At 70.9% G+C, this 15,472-nt stretch carries 19 protein-coding genes and 1 pseudogene; 9 read left to right on the top strand and 11 right to left on the bottom strand.

The window, feature by feature from the left end; genetic code table 11:
- Positions 1–909, top strand: a 909-nt coding sequence (locus ACFWBD_RS29650; protein WP_385673237.1) for an LmeA family phospholipid-binding protein, incomplete at its 5' end; no start/stop codon positions are given.
- A gap of 300 nt (positions 910–1,209) precedes the next feature.
- Entirely contained in the window at positions 1,210–2,742 is a 1,533-nt protein-coding gene (locus tag ACFWBD_RS29645; protein WP_385673234.1) for an MFS transporter, read from the top strand.
- A gap of 215 nt (positions 2,743–2,957) precedes the next feature.
- Here ACFWBD_RS29645 and ACFWBD_RS29640 read toward each other — a convergent pair whose 3' ends face one another.
- Positions 2,958–3,371, bottom strand: coding sequence for a cupin domain-containing protein (locus tag ACFWBD_RS29640; RefSeq protein ID WP_385673231.1), 414 nt, complete (start codon positions 3,369–3,371; stop codon positions 2,958–2,960).
- A gap of 63 nt (positions 3,372–3,434) precedes the next feature.
- Entirely contained in the window at positions 3,435–3,755 is a 321-nt protein-coding gene (locus ACFWBD_RS29635) for a carboxymuconolactone decarboxylase family protein (protein WP_385673228.1), read from the bottom strand.
- Between the two features lie 221 nt (positions 3,756–3,976).
- On the opposite strand from ACFWBD_RS29635, the gene ACFWBD_RS29630 reads away from it, so the two are divergent.
- A complete protein-coding gene (locus tag ACFWBD_RS29630) occupies positions 3,977–4,876 on the top strand; it encodes a helix-turn-helix transcriptional regulator (protein ID WP_385673225.1) in 900 nt (299 codons plus the stop codon).
- 19 nt (positions 4,877–4,895) lie between these two features.
- On the opposite strand, the gene ACFWBD_RS29625 is transcribed toward ACFWBD_RS29630, so the two are convergent.
- Positions 4,896–5,756 carry an oxygenase MpaB family protein gene (locus tag ACFWBD_RS29625; protein WP_385673222.1) on the bottom strand — a complete coding sequence of 287 codons (861 nt, stop codon included), beginning with the start codon at positions 5,754–5,756 and terminating at the stop codon, positions 4,896–4,898.
- A 55-nt stretch (positions 5,757–5,811) separates the two neighbouring features.
- On the opposite strand from ACFWBD_RS29625, the gene ACFWBD_RS29620 reads away from it, so the two are divergent.
- Entirely contained in the window at positions 5,812–6,066 is a 255-nt protein-coding gene (locus ACFWBD_RS29620; RefSeq protein WP_385673219.1) for an FG-GAP repeat domain-containing protein, read from the top strand.
- 79 nt (positions 6,067–6,145) lie between these two features.
- On the opposite strand, the gene ACFWBD_RS29615 is transcribed toward ACFWBD_RS29620, so the two are convergent.
- From ACFWBD_RS29615 to ACFWBD_RS29605, 3 genes are read right to left on the bottom strand one after another with little or no spacing between them, the layout of a single operon-like run.
- Positions 6,146–6,577 (bottom strand): arsenate reductase ArsC, encoded by a 432-nt coding sequence (locus tag ACFWBD_RS29615; RefSeq protein WP_385673215.1) that lies wholly within the window; start codon positions 6,575–6,577, stop codon positions 6,146–6,148.
- A gap of 30 nt (positions 6,578–6,607) precedes the next feature.
- Complete coding sequence (locus ACFWBD_RS29610; protein ID WP_385673212.1) at positions 6,608–7,339, bottom strand: aquaporin; 732 nt, start codon at positions 7,337–7,339, stop codon at positions 6,608–6,610.
- Positions 7,336–7,710 (bottom strand): ArsR/SmtB family transcription factor, encoded by a 375-nt coding sequence (locus tag ACFWBD_RS29605; protein WP_385673209.1) that lies wholly within the window; start codon positions 7,708–7,710, stop codon positions 7,336–7,338. Before ACFWBD_RS29605 ends, ACFWBD_RS29610 begins: the two co-directional genes overlap by 4 nt.
- Before the next feature lie 109 nt (positions 7,711–7,819).
- Here ACFWBD_RS29605 and arsM point away from each other — a divergent pair, with 109 nt between their 5' ends.
- Together arsM and ACFWBD_RS29595 are read left to right on the top strand one after the other, a co-directional pair.
- Positions 7,820–8,758, top strand: a complete 939-nt coding sequence (gene arsM / locus ACFWBD_RS29600; RefSeq protein ID WP_385673206.1) for an arsenite methyltransferase — start codon at positions 7,820–7,822, stop codon at positions 8,756–8,758.
- 153 nt (positions 8,759–8,911) lie between these two features.
- Complete coding sequence (locus tag ACFWBD_RS29595) at positions 8,912–9,592, top strand: pyridoxamine 5'-phosphate oxidase family protein (protein WP_385673203.1); 681 nt, start codon at positions 8,912–8,914, stop codon at positions 9,590–9,592.
- A gap of 79 nt (positions 9,593–9,671) precedes the next feature.
- On the opposite strand, the gene ACFWBD_RS29590 is transcribed toward ACFWBD_RS29595, so the two are convergent.
- Both ACFWBD_RS29590 and ACFWBD_RS29585 read right to left on the bottom strand, forming a co-directional pair.
- Entirely contained in the window at positions 9,672–10,118 is a 447-nt protein-coding gene (locus ACFWBD_RS29590; protein ID WP_385673200.1) for a hypothetical protein, read from the bottom strand.
- Between the two features lie 136 nt (positions 10,119–10,254).
- Positions 10,255–10,995, bottom strand: coding sequence for a VOC family protein (locus tag ACFWBD_RS29585; protein WP_385673197.1), 741 nt, complete (start codon positions 10,993–10,995; stop codon positions 10,255–10,257).
- Positions 10,996–11,128: 133 nt separating this feature from the next.
- On the opposite strand from ACFWBD_RS29585, the pseudogene ACFWBD_RS29580 reads away from it, so the two are divergent.
- Positions 11,129–11,206: pseudogene (locus ACFWBD_RS29580) on the top strand (molybdopterin-dependent oxidoreductase); the annotation flags it as partial.
- 36 nt (positions 11,207–11,242) lie between these two features.
- Here the strand turns inward: ACFWBD_RS29580 and ACFWBD_RS29575 are convergent.
- Positions 11,243–11,596 carry a VOC family protein gene (locus ACFWBD_RS29575; protein ID WP_385673194.1) on the bottom strand — a complete coding sequence of 118 codons (354 nt, stop codon included), beginning with the start codon at positions 11,594–11,596 and terminating at the stop codon, positions 11,243–11,245.
- Positions 11,597–11,969: 373 nt separating this feature from the next.
- Between ACFWBD_RS29575 and ACFWBD_RS29570 the strand changes: the two genes are divergently transcribed.
- Positions 11,970–12,464 carry a hypothetical protein gene (locus ACFWBD_RS29570; RefSeq protein ID WP_385673191.1) on the top strand — a complete coding sequence of 165 codons (495 nt, stop codon included), beginning with the start codon at positions 11,970–11,972 and terminating at the stop codon, positions 12,462–12,464.
- A gap of 131 nt (positions 12,465–12,595) precedes the next feature.
- On the opposite strand, the gene ACFWBD_RS29565 is transcribed toward ACFWBD_RS29570, so the two are convergent.
- Together ACFWBD_RS29565 and ACFWBD_RS29560 are read right to left on the bottom strand one after the other, a co-directional pair.
- Positions 12,596–13,633 carry a hypothetical protein gene (locus ACFWBD_RS29565; protein ID WP_385673189.1) on the bottom strand — a complete coding sequence of 346 codons (1,038 nt, stop codon included), beginning with the start codon at positions 13,631–13,633 and terminating at the stop codon, positions 12,596–12,598.
- 88 nt (positions 13,634–13,721) lie between these two features.
- Positions 13,722–14,387, bottom strand: coding sequence for a DUF4097 family beta strand repeat-containing protein (locus ACFWBD_RS29560; protein WP_385673186.1), 666 nt, complete (start codon positions 14,385–14,387; stop codon positions 13,722–13,724).
- A gap of 221 nt (positions 14,388–14,608) precedes the next feature.
- On the opposite strand from ACFWBD_RS29560, the gene ACFWBD_RS29555 reads away from it, so the two are divergent.
- Positions 14,609–15,364: a helix-turn-helix domain-containing protein gene (locus ACFWBD_RS29555; protein WP_385673184.1), complete on the top strand. Its 756-nt coding sequence runs from the start codon at positions 14,609–14,611 to the stop codon at positions 15,362–15,364.
- Positions 15,365–15,472 lie beyond the last annotated feature (108 nt).

Genomic DNA, 15,472 nt, shown 5'->3' with positions numbered 1-15,472 from the left:
ACTGGCCCGGGGGGGTCTCTGCCCACCGAGTCCGGCTACTCGCGCTACGCGTCTGCCGGCCACGCCGGCAGGCGGCCCCGCGACCAGCAGCGGCCAAGGGCCTCGGCGCGCAGAGCCGACCGGCCGGACACGAGCAGGCCGATTAAGGTGTCGGCCACAGCCCATGACGTCCAGCTGGACACCGACGGGCTCACCTCCGTACGCGGTGCCCGTGTCCCCCGGCTCGACGGCGACGTCCTGCTGTCCTTCGCCGACCTCAACCGCGAGCTCGGCGCGTCCCAGGTGAAGTTCACCGGTGACGGCCATGACCGGGTCCAGGCCCGTGGCACCCTGCCGGTTGCCGGGCACGACCTGCGACTGCGCGCCGAGGCCACGATCCAGCGGCAGGGCGAGCGGGGCATCGGCACGCAGACGGGCGGCATCCGCCTGGACATCGGGGACCTGGCCACCTACCGCCCCGGCACGCGGGCCTCCGACGGTCTGCACCTCACCCCGAAGGCGTCCGCCGGCCTCGCCCGGGAGACCCGCAAGGCGAAGGCCCTGCTGTCGGTACCGGCGATCGTGGAGCGACTGGGCGTGCCCGAGGAGACCGTGCGCGCGGCCCTGAGCGATGACGGCAAGCTCGCCGAACTGACCGGCTCCGCACGCTTCGCCCGCCAGGCCCGGACCCTCAACCTCATCGACCTGGACCTGGACAACCCCGAGGTGCTCCGCGGCCTGGGCCTCGACCCCGACCTCCTGAACGCCCTGTCCCGGCTCACCCGCCCGGCCCTCGCCGACCGGCTGTCCCTGGCCTTCGAGCTGCCGGAGCCGAAGCTCGGGGACGTGCGGCTGCGGTACGTCCGCGTGGAGAAGGACGGCATCCGCGTGCGGCTCACGGGCTCGGGACTGGCCGTGGGCAGCTCATGACTCACGAGCCTCCGCCCTCACGAGCCCCCTCTGCACCTTCAACTGTTCTCCGAGCCAACATATGAGGCAGGTGTGCGGGGCGGTTTCGCGGGCACAGGGGGTGTGGCAGCTGTGATGCCGGGGGCGGCTCTGCCTGGGGAGGTCTGCGCCGCCCCCTCCCTCTGCCGTACGTGGGGAGGTCAGCGTCCGTGGTCCTTGCGTGAGCCGTGCGAAAGAGGGCAGAAGCCACTATCAGCACCGCAAACACCTGGTGCCTCACTGTGCACACAGGTCATCTCACGCAAGACGTAAGGAACTTCAGTGGCTGACCTTCTGACCGACGGGCAGCCCGACCCAGCGCGGTCCGGGCCGACCGATATCGCCGGCCTGCCCGCACAGGTCCGTCAGGACCTGACGCGCAGGTTGAGGCGGAACAAGCGTCCCTTCAGCGACGAGGACGTCCAGGTCGTCGAACCACCGCTGCTCCGGCGCGCGGTGAGTGCCTCGGCACTCGGCAACTGCATGGAATGGTTCGACTTCGGCGTCTACAGCTACCTCGCCGCCACCATCGGCAAGGTCTTCTTTCCCGGAGCGTCACCCGCCGCCCAGGTGATCTCGTCCTTCGCCACCTTCGCGGCCGCGTTCGTCGTGCGCCCGCTCGGCGGCCTCGTCTTCGGGCCGCTCGGAGACCGCCTCGGTCGGCAGAAGGTACTCGCCACCACCATGATCATGATGGCGGTCGGCACGTTCGCCATCGGCCTCATCCCCAGTTACGCCACGATCGGTATCGCCGCCCCGATCCTGCTGTTGCTGTCCCGCATGGTGCAGGGCTTCTCCACCGGCGGCGAGTACGGCGGCGCCACGACCTTCGTCGCCGAGTACTCGCCCGACCGGCGTCGCGGCTTCCTCTCCAGCTGGCTCGACTTCGGCACCTTCGTCGGCTACGCGCTGGGCTCCGCCCTGGTCACCACGCTGAATCTGGCCCTGAGCGACGCTCAGATGCTCTCGTGGGGCTGGCGGATCCCGTTCCTGATCGCGGGCCCGCTCGGGGTGATCGGCCTCTACATGCGTCTCAAGCTCGAGGAGTCGCCCGCTTTCCAGCAGCAGCTCGACGAACACGAGGAGAGCCTCGCCAAGGAATCGGCGGGCACCGAGTTCAGGACCATCGTCAAGGACCACTGGCGGGCCCTGCTCGTCTGCATGGGACTGGTACTGCTCTACAACGTCACCAACTACATGGTCACGGGATTCCTGCCCACCTACCAGACCGAGACCCTCGGCCGCTCCAGCAGTTCCGCGGACGTCCTCGTGCTCGTGGGCATGGTGTGGATCGTGCTGCTCATCACCTTCCTCGGCAGGCTCAGCGACCACGTCGGCCGACGCCCCCTCTACGGCTACGCGGCGGCGGGCATGATCGTGCTCGCCATCCCCTCCTTCCTGTTGATCAAGATGGACGGAACCTGGCCGCCGGTCTTCGGTGTGCTGATCCTGTCCACCCTGCTGGCGTGCTTCGCCGCGCCGAGCGCCGCGACGCTGCCCGCGCTGTTCCCGACGGCCGTCCGCTACGCGGCCATGGGCATCGGCTTCAACTTCGCGGTGGCCGCGTTCGGCGGTACCACCCCTCTGGTCACGGAGGCGCTGGTGAGCATCACCGGAAACGACATGATGCCCGCGTTCTACCTCATGGCCGCCGGCGCCATCGGACTGTTCACGGTCCGCTTCCTGCCCGAGAGCGCCCAGGTGTCCCTCCACGGTTCCCAGCCGATGGTGGGTTCGAAGAAGGAGCGACGGGAACTGATCGTCACCTCGCAGGAGCTGTACCGGGCCGGCCGTGAGACGTCCGACCGCCGCTGACATCGGACGGCGGCACCATCGCGCGGGGTGAGGAGATGAGCGCACCGGGCGCGCCCGGCCGAGAGGCGCACGGGAGGAAACCCTGCGCCTGCTCGCCTCCTGGACCGCCTCCTGGTCCGCCTCCGAGACCGGCACCTCCCCCATCCACCACGCACCACGCACCACGCACCACGCAAGTGAGCGGTGGTTGACGGGCCAACCGGGTAACTCGGCCGTCAGCCGGTGACCGGGTCGAGGGCGGTGGTGTACTGGTCGTCGGTGACCGGCTCCAGCCAGGTGGTGCCGTCACCGGTGGCGTCACCGACCACCAGGGCGAGGTGGGCCATGAGGGTGGTGTCGGTGGCGCCGTGCCAATGCTCCTCGGCAGCCGGGCACTTGACGGTCTCACCCGCGCTGACGCGGACGACCTTGCCGTCGCGGGTGCCCACCAGGCCGACGCCGTCGGTGATGTGCAGGACCTGCCCCAGGGCGTGCGCATGCCAGTGGGTGCGGGCGCCGGGGGTGAAGCGCACCAGAGCGGCGGCCAGGCGGGCCGGCTCGGCGGGGGTCGAGATCATGTTGAGGTAGACGTCGCCGGTGAAGCGCTCGGCCGGGGCCTTGAGGGTGGGGGTCTCGGTGATGTGTTCCATGACCGGAATCCTTGTCGCGGGGAGAGGGGCGGTGCCGGGACGGTGGCGATGCTGCTCTGCTGCTCAGGCGCCTCGCTCTTCGGCGGTCTTCTTGAGCCGGGTGATCGCGGTCATGGCATTGGGCCAGCCCGCGTAGAAGGCCAGGTGGGTGATCGCCTCGGACAGTTCCTCGACGCTCAGCCCGTTGTCCAGGGCCACGCCCAGGTGGTACCCGAGCTGCTCGGTGCGGTAGAGAGCGGCCAGCACGCTCACCGTGACCAGACTGCGGTCGCGCGGCGACAGCCCGGGGCGCTCCCACACATCACCGAACAGGACCTCGTCGGTGACCTCGACGAGCTTCGGCGCGATCCCGGCCAGCTCCTGGGGTGCGGACTGCTTCGGCATACGAAGGACTCCTTGATCAAACGGGGTGAAACCGTCCATCCCACTGTCCGGTGGGGACGGCCTTCGCGCAGCGGCACGGAACCTGTGCCCCGGCGGGCGCCGGAACTCCGACCGCTGCCAGGACCGAGGAAACCCGAGCTCAAGGAGGTGCGGAAGGGTCTGCCGTTACAGGTACCGACAGGGCCCCCCACAGGTGTACCGCCCGGCCTAGCCTGGAGTGCGTGAGCACCGAGAGCGACATCCGCGCCTTCCTGGCCTCCCGCCGCGCCAAGATCACCCCTCGGCAGGCCGGCCTGCCCGCCTACGGCGGCAATCGGCGCGTACCGGGCCTGCGTCGCGAGGAAGTCGCCCTGCTCGCCGGGGTCAGCATCGACTACTACGTCCGCCTCGAGCGCGGTCACCTCGCCGGCGCCTCGGAGGAAGTCCTCGACGCCGTGGCGAACGCCCTCCAGCTGGACGACGCCGAGCGTGCCCACCTCTACGACCTGGCCCGCGCCGCCGCCGGACGTCCTGCCCGCCGTAGCAGGCGCGCCCGCGGCCCGCTCCCGGACAGCGTCCTGCGCGTGCTGAACTCCATGACCGACTCCCCGGCCTTCATCCGCAACGGCCGCTTGGACATCCTCGCCGTCAACGGCCTCGGCCGCGCCCTGTACTCCCCGTTGTTCACCCACGACGCCGCCCGGCCGGTCAACATCGCCCGCTTCCAGTTCCTCGACCCTCGCGGCCGCGCCTTCTTTCCTGACTGGGAGGGGTCCGTGAACACCACCGTCGCCCTGCTGCGCACCGAAGCCGGGCGGGCCCCGCACGACAGCGACCTGACCGGGCTGGTCGGCGAACTCGTCACCCTCAGCGAGGAGTTCCGCACCGCCTGGGCCAAGCACAACGTGCGCCTGCACCACACCGGCCGCAAGTCCTTCCACCACCCCACCGTCGGCGTGATCACCCTCGATTTCGACGCCATGGAGCTGCCCGCCCAGCCCGGCCTGACCCTCACCGCCTACAGCGCCGCCCCCGGCACACCCGACCACGACGCCCTGCGGCTCCTGGCCACCTGGGCCGCCACCGAACAGCCTCACCTCACCGGCACCGAGGCGAACGAGGGTGACTCACGTCAGCGATAGCGCATGGGGTCGCCCGCGATCACGTCGGGCGGGACTGGCGCTGCGGTGTCATGGCCCAGCGGATGGTCCGGGTCAGGGCATGTCCGGTGGGGCCTACGGCGAGGGTCTCGACGACCGGCACCCGGGGCAGCCACAGCATGCCACGGGCCCAGGGCGGGAGCAGCACGACGGCGTTCGCAGCCAGCCCGCCGTAGAAGGGCCGTAGCGCAAGGGGCAGCGGAGGCCGGAACAGCAGGAAGCGGGCGGCGGCGCGGGCCTCGGACGTGGCCCCGAGTTCGTGCCGGTAGGCGGTCAGGCGTTCGGACAGCTCGCGGCGGTCGCGCGGTGGATCGCTCACCCCCAGCGCCTCGGCGACCCGCGCGGTGTCGGCGACGTAGCCGTCGTAGCCGGCGGCGTCCAGCGGGCGGGCTCCGAAGCGTTCGTGGGCGCGCAGGAAACTGTCCGTCTCGGCTGCGTGCACCCAGCCGAGGAGGTGCGGATCGGCCGCGTGGTACGGCACGCCCTCGGCCGTCGTCCCACGGATCCGCTCGTGGATGCCGCGGACGATGTCGACCGCCCGGCGAGCGTCCGCGGCCGTGCCGTAGGTCGTCACGGCCAGGAAGGTGCTGGTGCGCTGCAGTCGGCCCCACGGGTCGCCGCGATATCCGGAATGCCCGGCCACCGCCGCCATGGCCAGCGGATGCAGGGACTGCAACAGCAGCGCGCTCAGCCCACCGATGAACATCGAGGCGTCACCGTGGACGGTGCGGATCGGACGGTCCGGTCCGAACCAGCGCGGGCCGGGAGTGTCGTGGATGCGGGCACGCGCCGCCGGTCCGTCGGGCCCGGCGACGCGGCGGAACAGGGCCCGGCCCATCTGTTCACGGACTACGGTCAGCACGGTCGGCCTCCCCTCTCCTGCTGTCCAGTGTCCGCGATGCCCGCCGAATCCGGACATGTCGGCGGGTCCACCGGTCACCGACGGCAACGGCACGGGCGGCTTCAAGCCGCGGACACTGGTGTTCCGGGACTGGGGCGCCGGCCGCAACGCGATCACCGCGGTCGGCGACGTGACCGGCGACGGCTTCCCGGACCTCGTCTCCCGGACGACCGACGGCAGACTGCTGCGGAACAAGGGCTGGGGCGACGGCACGTTCAGCGCCACCTACACCCTCGCCTCCGGCTGGCAGACGTACGGCGCGCTGTCCTGAGGCAGCTCTGCCGGTTCGAGCGGTGAAGCGCGTGAACCGGCGTCGGGGCCGAGTCGGCCGTCGCATCCGGGCTGCGTCCCTACGGCAGCACGACAGTCGTCGGGGTCCCGAGTTCGCTCAGCAGGCCGCGTACCCGCTGTTCGATCTCGTCGCGGATCGGCCGGACGGCATGGACGCCCTGGCCGGCGGGGTCGTCGAGCTGCCAGTCCAGGTACCGCTTGCCGGGGAAGACGGGGCAGGTGTCGCCGCAGCCCATTGTGATCACCACGTCCGAGGCGTGTACGGCCTCGGTGGTGAGGACCTTCGGGGTCTGGGCGGAGATGTCGATGCCGACCTCCTTCATCGCCTCGACCACGGCTGCGTTGACGGTGTCGGCAGGTGCGGAGCCGGCGGAACGGACCTCGACCCGGTCGCCGCCGAAGTGGGTGAGGAAGGCGGCGGCCATCTGGGAACGACCGGCGTTGTGGACGCAGACGAACAGCACGGAGGGACGCGGAACGGCGGTGCTCATGGCGTGAGTCCTTGCAGGTGGGAGCGGCATTCAGGAGGGGGCGAGCTCGGGTTCGCTGTGCGGGACGACGACGTCCGCCGCCCGAGCGGGACGTCCGTACACGACCGCGACCGCGCCCAGCCCGAGCGCGGCGCCGATCAGCTGGGCCGCGATGAACGGGGCGAGGGAGGCAGGGGCGATCCCGGCGAAGGTGTCGGTGAAGGCGCGGCCGACGGTCACCGCGGGGTTCGCGAAGGAGGTCGAGGAGGTGAACCAGTAGGCGGCCCCGATGTAGGAGGCCACGGTGGCCGGGGCCAGGGCGGTACGGCCGACGCGCTCCAGGCCGAAGACGAGCAGGATCAGCCCGGCCGTGGCGACGACCTCGCCCAGCCAGAGGTGCCCGGACGACCGGTCGTGGGTGGAGAACTTGACCAGCGGTTCGGCGAACATGGCGTCGGCCAGGACCGCGCCGCCGATCGCCCCGACGACCTGCGCGGGGACGTACGCCGCGACCTCCCGCAGGCTGGGACCGGTGTGAGTGCGGCGGCCGGTGACGTACGCGGCGAGGGTGACGGCGGGGTTGAAGTGCGCGCCGGAGACCGGCCCGAGCAGTGTGATCAGCACGGCCAGGCCGAACACGGTGGCGAGCGAGTTGGCGAGCAGCTGCACGCCGACGTCGTGCGACAGCTCGGTGGCCTGGATGCCCGAGCCGACCACGACCGTCACCAGCAGGCCCGTCCCCATGGCTTCCGCGGCGGTACGGCGGCCGAGCGGCGCGCTCACGCGGGCACCTGGTGGGTCTGCGGCGTGGCCAGGAAGGCGGCGAGCCGGTCCAGGACGCCGGGCAGCACCCAGTAGTACACCCACGTGCCGCGCCGCTGGCAGTCGATGAGACCGGCCTGGCGCAGCAGCTTGAGGTGGTGGGAGATCGTCGGCTGGGACAGCTCGAAGGCCGGGGTCAGCTCGCAGACGCAGACCTCGCCACCCTCACCGCGCGAGGCGATCATCGACAGCAGCCTCAGCCGTACGGGGTCCCCCAGCGCCTTGAACACCTTGGCCAGCTCCCCGGCGCGCTCCTCGTCGAGGGGTGCGGCGGCGAGACCCTCGCAGCAGGCGGCGTCCTGGCCGATCACCTCGAGCTCTTGTTTCGACATTCCTCTATGTTGACGTTTTTCGATTCAAGGCGCAAGGTTGAGTTGCATCAACGAACATCAATACAGGCCGTTCCGGGGCACCCCATGCCCCGTCACCCAGGAGTGCGTCATGAGCGAACAGACCACAGACCTGCGCGAAACCGTTCGTCGGCGATACGCCGCGGCCGCCGTGAGCGTCACCGAGGGCGGCACCTCCTGCTGCGGCCCCCAGCCGATCGAGGTCGACGAGAACTTCGGCTCCACCCTGTACGCCGCCGACGAGCGCGACACCCTCCCCGCGGAGGCCGTGGCCGCCTCCCTCGGCTGCGGCAACCCCACCGCCGTCGCCGAGCTGCGCGAAGGCGAGCGCGTCCTCGACCTCGGTTCCGGCGGCGGCATCGACGTCCTGCTCTCCGCCCGCCGGGTCGGGCCGGCCGGCAAGGCGTACGGGCTGGACATGACCGAGGAGATGCTCGCCCTGGCCTTGGCCAACACGCAGAAGGCGGGCGCGACGAACGTGGAGTTCCTCAAGGGCACCATCGAGGCCATCCCGCTCCCGGCGAACACCATCGACGTGGTGATCTCGAACTGTGTGATCAACCTGTCCGTCGACAAGCCGGCCGTGTTCGCCGAGACCTTCCGCGTGCTCAGGCCCGGCGGCCGGATCGGCGTCTCCGACGTCGTCGCCGACGACGCCCTGACCCCCGACCAGCGGGCGGAGCGCGGTGACTACGTCGGATGCATCGCGGGCGCGCTGTCCTTCGCCGAGTACCGCGTCGGCCTGGAGGCAGCCGGGTTCACCGATGTCGAGATCACCCCGACCCACTCGGTCTCGGACGGAATGCACTCCGCGATCGTCCGCGCCACCAAGCCGGCGGCCGCCGGGATTCCCACCGAGGCAGCGGAGTCGGAGGGTGCGTGCTGCGGAGTCAACGCCTGCTGCACCCCGGCCGAGTCCGTCGTAGCCGCCTCACTGACCGTCACCGAGGCCAAGTCCGCGTCGGGATGCGCCTGCCAGAGCGATGCAGAGGGCGCGACGTCATCGCCTGCGGCGCCCCCGCAGGTATAGAGAGAGACCACAGCGGCCGCCGCGAACAGCACTACCGGCCCGTGCTTCGCTTTTAGTCGTCCTCACGGTTCATGGAAACCGATCCAGTCGACGACTAGCCATCCTGCAACGATATCGGTAGCTTCTGGCTGTGTACGTGACGAAAGGACCGACGTGAACCACAGCCCACTCCCCCGGACGCTGCCGGACACCGACCGCACCCGTCACCGGCGCCTGCGGGACCAGGGAAGCCAGGACCGTGCCGAACTCGAAGCGATCCTGGACGCGGGCTTCACCTGCCATCTCGGGGTGGTCGTCGACGGGCACCCGATGGTCGTCCCCACGGTCTACGGGAGCGACGGACGCAGCCTCTATTTCCACGGATCAGTGGCCAGCCGAAGCCTGGTCGCCTCGCCCGAGGCGACGGTGTGCGTCACGGTGACGCACATCGACGGCCTCGTCCTCGCGCGGTCGGTGTTCGAACACGGCGTGAACTACCGCAGCGCGATGATCTACGGCGTCCCACGCCCGGTCACCGATCCGGAGGAGAAGCTCGAGGGGCTGCGCCGGCTGACCGAGCAGGCCGCGCCGGGACAGTGGGACTACGCACGCCGGCCGAACCGCAAGGAACTGGCCGCGACGGTCCTGCTCGCCCTCTCGCTCGAGGAGGCGTCGGTCAAGGTACGCACCGGCGGGCCGGACGACGGTGACGGACCCGACGCCGCCCTCGGGAGCTGGGCTGGAGTCCTTCCCCTGATCTCGACCTGGGGCGAACCCGAAACCGACCCCCTGCTCCCGACGGGCATCGAACCGCCCGGCCACATCGGGGCCCGCAACGGCACGCGTCTCGGGTGATCAGCGGACAGACTCGTACGAGGGCGGCGACGGACCGTGCGAACGCGAGCACGAGGACGACGACGCTCACGCGGACGTCTCAGCAGGCGTCGTACTTCCAGGCGTCGCCCTCCAGCGTCCACGGCTGCTTCGACCGGTCGAACTTGGGCAGGCCCTGCACCTTGTAGGTGGCGCGGCCGAGGTCGCCCGCCACGTCGGCCTGCACGTCGGTCGCCGGGTGGTCGGGCCCGTAGTCCGCCTTCGCCTGCTGTACGACGCCGGTGTACGCGTCCTTGGTGATCTCCTTCGCGCAGCGCGCGGACAGCATGGCGTACGCGGTGTCGGTGTCGGCGGCGAAATAGGCGGCGGTGTAGACGGCGACGGCGGCCTTGAGGTCGTCGCCTTCGTGCTCGGCGGGAACGCTGACGGTGGGTTCGGCGGCGGGTGTCCCGCTGTCGCTCGCGGCCGGGGCGTCGTCGGACGAGGAGCAGGCGGTGAGCGCGGCGAGGAGCAGGGCCCCGGTGGCGATGGTTGCGCGGGTGCGCATGGTTGTCCCCCCTGGACGGTGGTGCCAAAAAGGGCATCGTGCCACGGCCGGGACGGGCGACGGCCACGCGGGTGGGATATCGGCGGGGCCCTGTGACAACGCCTAGGCTGCCGTGGGGATGTGACAGTCGGGCCCGTCACCCGTTCCCGAGGACGCAGAACTCGTGGTCCTCCGGGTCGGCCAGGCAGGTCCACGGGACCTCGCCCTGGCCCAGGTCGAGGTCGGTGGCGCCGAGCGCCCGCAGCCGGGCCACCTCCGCTTCCTTGTCGTCGCCTGGGTACGGCAGCAGGTCAAGATGGAGGCGGTCCGGCACGGTCTTCACGCCGGGCGTGCGGAGGAACTCGAGATACGGGCCGACACCCCTGGCGGAGCGCAGCACCGCATGGTCGTCGGCGACTTCGTGCAGGGTCCAGTCCGTCGCCTCACCCCAGAACCGGGCCATGGCCCGCGGATCCGCGCAGTCGACCACCACCGCGGCGATCGGCCCGGTGTCCCGGTAGACCTCCCGGGGCTCCAGCACACAGAACTCGTTGCCCTCCGGGTCGGCGAGGACCGTCCACGGCACTTTGCCCTGGCCCACGTGGGCGGGCGTCGCGCCGGCAGTCTGGAGGCGCGCGACCAACTCCGCCTGATGGGCCGCAGAGGTGGTGGCGAGATCGAGGTGCATACGGTTCTTCGTCGTCGTCTTGGGTTCCGGGACGGGAACGACGTCGAGGCAGACGGCGACCGGGTCCGGCCAGACGAGGCCGCCGCCGGGTCCGACGTAGGTGGTCACGCCGGGGCTGTAGGCACTCCAGCCGAGCGCCTCCGCCCAGAACCGGCCGACAGCCGAGGCGTCGAGAGCCTTGATGTTCACCTGCACAGGTCGCAGCGCCATGCCGTCGATCCTATGCGCCCGCTCAGCACCGACAGCCGGAGCGGGGTGGCGGCCTCGGGACGGGCCGCCCGGCACCGCCCCACCGTGTGAAGACGTCCGGCCATGAAACCGCTCGACGACCGGAAGCCCATACCTGCGCACCCACCACAACGGCGGTCCCCTCACCGCCGGGCACGGCGTCCCGCTCCGCCTGGTCGTGCCGCACCTGTCCGGCTGCAGGAGCGACACCGCTCGGGTCAGGTCGCGGTCAGGCGGGTTGCCACAGCTCGACCCGATTGCCCTCGGGGTCGGTGACCCAGCCGAACCGGCCGACGCCCTCCATGTCCTGCGTCTCTTCGGCCACGTCCGCTCCCTCGGCGCGCAGTTGCGCGAGCATCGCATCCAGGTCGCGCACCCGGAAGTTGAGCATGGTTCGCTGCGCGCGGGACCCGAAGTAGTCGGTCTCGGACTCGAACGTCGCGAACACCGTCGGCCCGGCTCCCTGACGCCACAGGCCGTTCTCATCGGCGTCCAGGCCCAGGCAGTCGCGATACCAGGCGCTCAGGGCCGACGGGTCGGCAGCCCGCATGAAGTACCCACCGATTCCAAGCACACGTTCCATACCGCCATCGTGCCAGGACGGCGATCGAGCGGCCCGGCACCACACCACCGCCCGCTTCACCCCCATGTCACCGGTGCGGGCAGGTCCGGAGCGCGGCCGAGGGCGGGGATCACCGAAGTGGCGTGATCGGGCAGGCGCTCGACGCTCGGTCGGCCTTCGGTACTCAGCCGGTCGTCCGGCCGGCGCCGGTGGGCGCGGTGGTCGTGTCCGCCGCTCGGGCCGCGGGTGCGGGGGTGGCCGCGGGGCTGTTCCGCCGTCCGGGGCAGGCAGCCGCGAGCAGCACGGCCGCTGCGGTCAGCGTGGCCCCGGCTCCGGCCACCGAAGGCTGGGCGACCAGGTCACCGGGCTCAGCGTCGGCGACCGGGTCGTGGCGATGTCCGCCCAGGTGGCCACCGGCCGCGGGACCTACGCCGAGACCGTCGCCCTGCCCGCCGGCATCGTGGCCCCGGCACCCGTGTCCGTCCCGCTGACCGCCGCCGCGGGACTGCCGCCGGCCGGTCTCACCGCCTGGCAGGCACTCGACGCCCTCGCTCTTCCCGAAGGCGCCACGCTGCTGGTCACCGGTGCCGTCGGCTCGGTCGGCGGGCTCGCGGTGCAGCTCGCCCGGCTACGCGGACTGACCGTGGTGGCCCACGTCCGGACGGCCGGGGACATCGAGCGGGCCCGTGCGCTGGGCGCGGCTCGCGTGGTGGTGGGAGAGGACGCGTCGGGGCTTCCCTCCGGCGCCGTGGACGCTCTGCCGGAGACGGCGGGCCTGCCGCGGGCCGTCGCCGCGGTGCGGGACGGCGGACGGGTGGTCTCCGTTCTGCTGAGCGGTGTACCTGTGACGGAGCACAGCATCAGCGGAAGGCCGTTCCCACGTGCCTGATCTGAACAAACCCCACGCACGCGTGAACTACGTTCGAGACCAGGCAGACAACCGCGAGACATCCAGTGAGTTTCTTTATGCCTCGCTGAGTCCATGAACGAAGACTGAGCGCTGGTGGCTTGCTCTCACGGTCAGCGGAGCGAGGCCCACAGGTCGTCGCAATCCTCGGGATCGGGCTGGTCGGGGTGGAGCATCGTTCGGACGCAGCGTTGCAGTCCGGTCTCGTGGGATCCCCCGGCGTTGGCCATCCAGCGCAGGTCGTCCATGGTGTGGGCGCGTTCGTCGGTGGCGAGGTCGTCGACGGCGGTCCGCAAGTCGTCGGGGGCGGGTTCGTCGGTGAGGCAGAGCCAGCCGATCGCGGCGGCCAGGCGGACCTCGGGTGCTTGTATTTGGTCCCGCCACTGTTCCCGCATCCATGTGGTGGTCGGCGCGTGGGGGTGGGTGCGGGTGGCTTCGGCGGTGGCGAGGACCAGGGCGGCGCTGACTTTCGGATCCTGCTCGGTGACGAGCCGGGCACGGAAGGAGGAGCGGACGGCGCGGTCGGGGTCTGCGGCGGTGGCCAGTGTGTAGGCGGCGTCGATACGTATCGACGGGTCGGGGTCGCCGAGAAGGGGGTGCAGGAGGGCGGTGTCGGCGGTGATCGCGCCCCGGGCAGCGGCGACCGACCAGCCAGCAGGGTAGCCGGTCACCTCGACACCGTAGTCGTCGTAGTCGTCGTACAGATCGCCGTCCTGGAAGTCGGCGCGGTGGAGCAGCAGTTCCTCGCGGGAGGCGACGCCGAAGTGGAGGGCGCGGGCCGGGCAGGCGGCCACGGCGAGAGCGTCGGCACGACAGGGATGGCGGGTGTCGGCGGCGATACGGATCAGGAACGGTACGGCGAGAACGGCGGCGGCCCGCATGTCGTTGGCGCACATGCCGCTCACCACGCCCGCTCCGGAACGACGGGAGCCGTCGGTGTGCAGCAGGTGAACGGCCTCCCTGACGTGTTCCCCCTGCGGGAAGCGCTCCCAGGGGACTTGGCCGAGCAGAAATCCATCCTTGGTCTCGGACCGGATGTCGGCCACCGCCACCCGCACGTCGAACGGCCCGCCCGCGAAAGAGGACAGATCCGCCCCGTCCGCCAACGCCCGGCACATCGCGAACGTCGGATCAGTCCGCCAATCGCCCACGTCGCACCACCCCACCGCCGATTCGAACCGGAGCCGATCATGCCACCCCCAGGCCCGCCTGTTCGAAGCGGAACGTTAAACGGCAAGCTCAGAGGCTGCGGGCGACGATGTCGCCGTAGGCGGTGGTCGCGTGGATGTTCAGGCCGGTGGCGCCTTCGGTGTTCTTCAGCGCGTTGTGGATCCGGCCGTAGGTGGTGCCGGCGTCCAGGGAGGCGGAGACGCCGCGGGCCGCGCCGACCGACACCTCACCGGCATCGGTGCGCAGCCTGACCGTGCCGCGCACGGCTTCGGCGATCCGGATGTCGCCCTTCTTGGTGCTGATCTCCGCGGGGCCGTTGAGGCGGCCGACCGCGACGTCACCGGCGAGCAGGGTGAGGCGGGCGCTCGCGGCCTCGTCGAGCTTGATCGATCCGTGCGAGCCCTCGAAGACGACGTCACCGAGCCGTCCGACGCCCCGGAATTCGGCGCTGGCCGCCTTCGCCTCGACCCAGGAGTCGGCGGGCAGTCGGACGGTCACCTCGATGGCTCCGGAGTTGCCGAGGATCCGATTCTGGACGGGAGCCTCGACGCGCAGGACCCCGCCGCCGAATTCGACCCTGGCCTGCTCGGCCGCCTTCACGTCGCGGCCGTTGGAGGCGTCCGCGGGCAGGACCTCGACCGTGGTGTCGGCCCGGTCGGCGGCGATGAACCGGATGCGCCCCGCGGGGATGTCGAGGACGGCGGCGATCGGGGCGGGGGTATCGAACTTCTGCATCGTGCTCTCCTTCGGCTTACTATTTCCGACAACGGAAAAGCTACGTTGCATTCAAGAATCACTCAACACACTCGTTGCATCCGATTTGCATAACTGCAGTTCACCGCCAACAAATCGTTGCAACGGCTTTGAATCTAACGCAACGAAAGATTGCACTCCGTTGCAATGAATGGGAAGTGAACGCTATGCTGGAGGCTCCGAGCAGCACGAAGGAGATCGCCATGCCGGGAGGCAGACTCACCCAGCAGGAACGCCAGCAGATCGCGCTGGGACTGGCCGACGGGCTCGCCTACGCGGAGATCGCCAGGCGTCTCGATCGTCCGACCTCGACGGTCACGCGTGAGGTGATGCGCAACGGCGGCCCCACCGCCTACCGCGCCGACCTGGCCCACCGCGCCACCGAACGCCGCACCCGCCAGCGCAGGCAGACCCCGCCCCGAGGGACGCAGGCGCCCGCGCCGACCCACGGACGCGACGCCGAGGCCGTGCGCGAGTACGAGGAGATGTTCACCACCCTCCTCATGGGACAGGGCCTGCCCAAGATGATGTCCCGGGTGCTGACCTGCCTCTACACCACCGACGCGGGCAGCCTGACCGCGTCCGAGCTCGTCCAGCGCCTCGAGGTCAGCCCGGCGTCCGTCTCCAAGGCGGTCGCGTTCCTCGAGAGCCAGGGCCTCATCCGCCGGGAACGGGACGAACGCCGCCGCGAGCGCTACCTCGTCGACGACGACGTCTTCTATCAGTCGACGATCGCCAGTGCCCGCTCCAGCGCCCAACTCGCCGAAGCCGCGCGGCAGGGCGTCGGCGTCCTCGGCTCCGACACCCCTGCCGCCGCACGCCTGGAGAACATCGCCCGCTTCGTCGACTTCGTCGCCGAGGGCATAACCCGCGCCGCGGAGCAGGCCCGGGAGGTCCTCCACACGAAAGCCAGAACGCCCTCGGGCGGCACTGCCGAGCCGAGTGCGGAGCGCGGATAGACGGCCGTGTTGCTGGTCACGCCCCCTGATGGTCACGGCCGCCGGCGCCCGGGCTGTGACCGTCAGCGGGTGTGGACCGAACCCGGGCGAAGTCCTGCCCGAACGCGA

It is taken from the genome of Streptomyces sp. NPDC060002, from assembly GCF_042737245.1.
In the GTDB taxonomy this organism is placed as follows: domain Bacteria; phylum Actinomycetota; class Actinomycetes; order Streptomycetales; family Streptomycetaceae; genus Streptomyces.
Note: the sequence above shows the minus strand (reverse complement) of the source record. Positions and strands in the feature narration are given on the sequence as shown.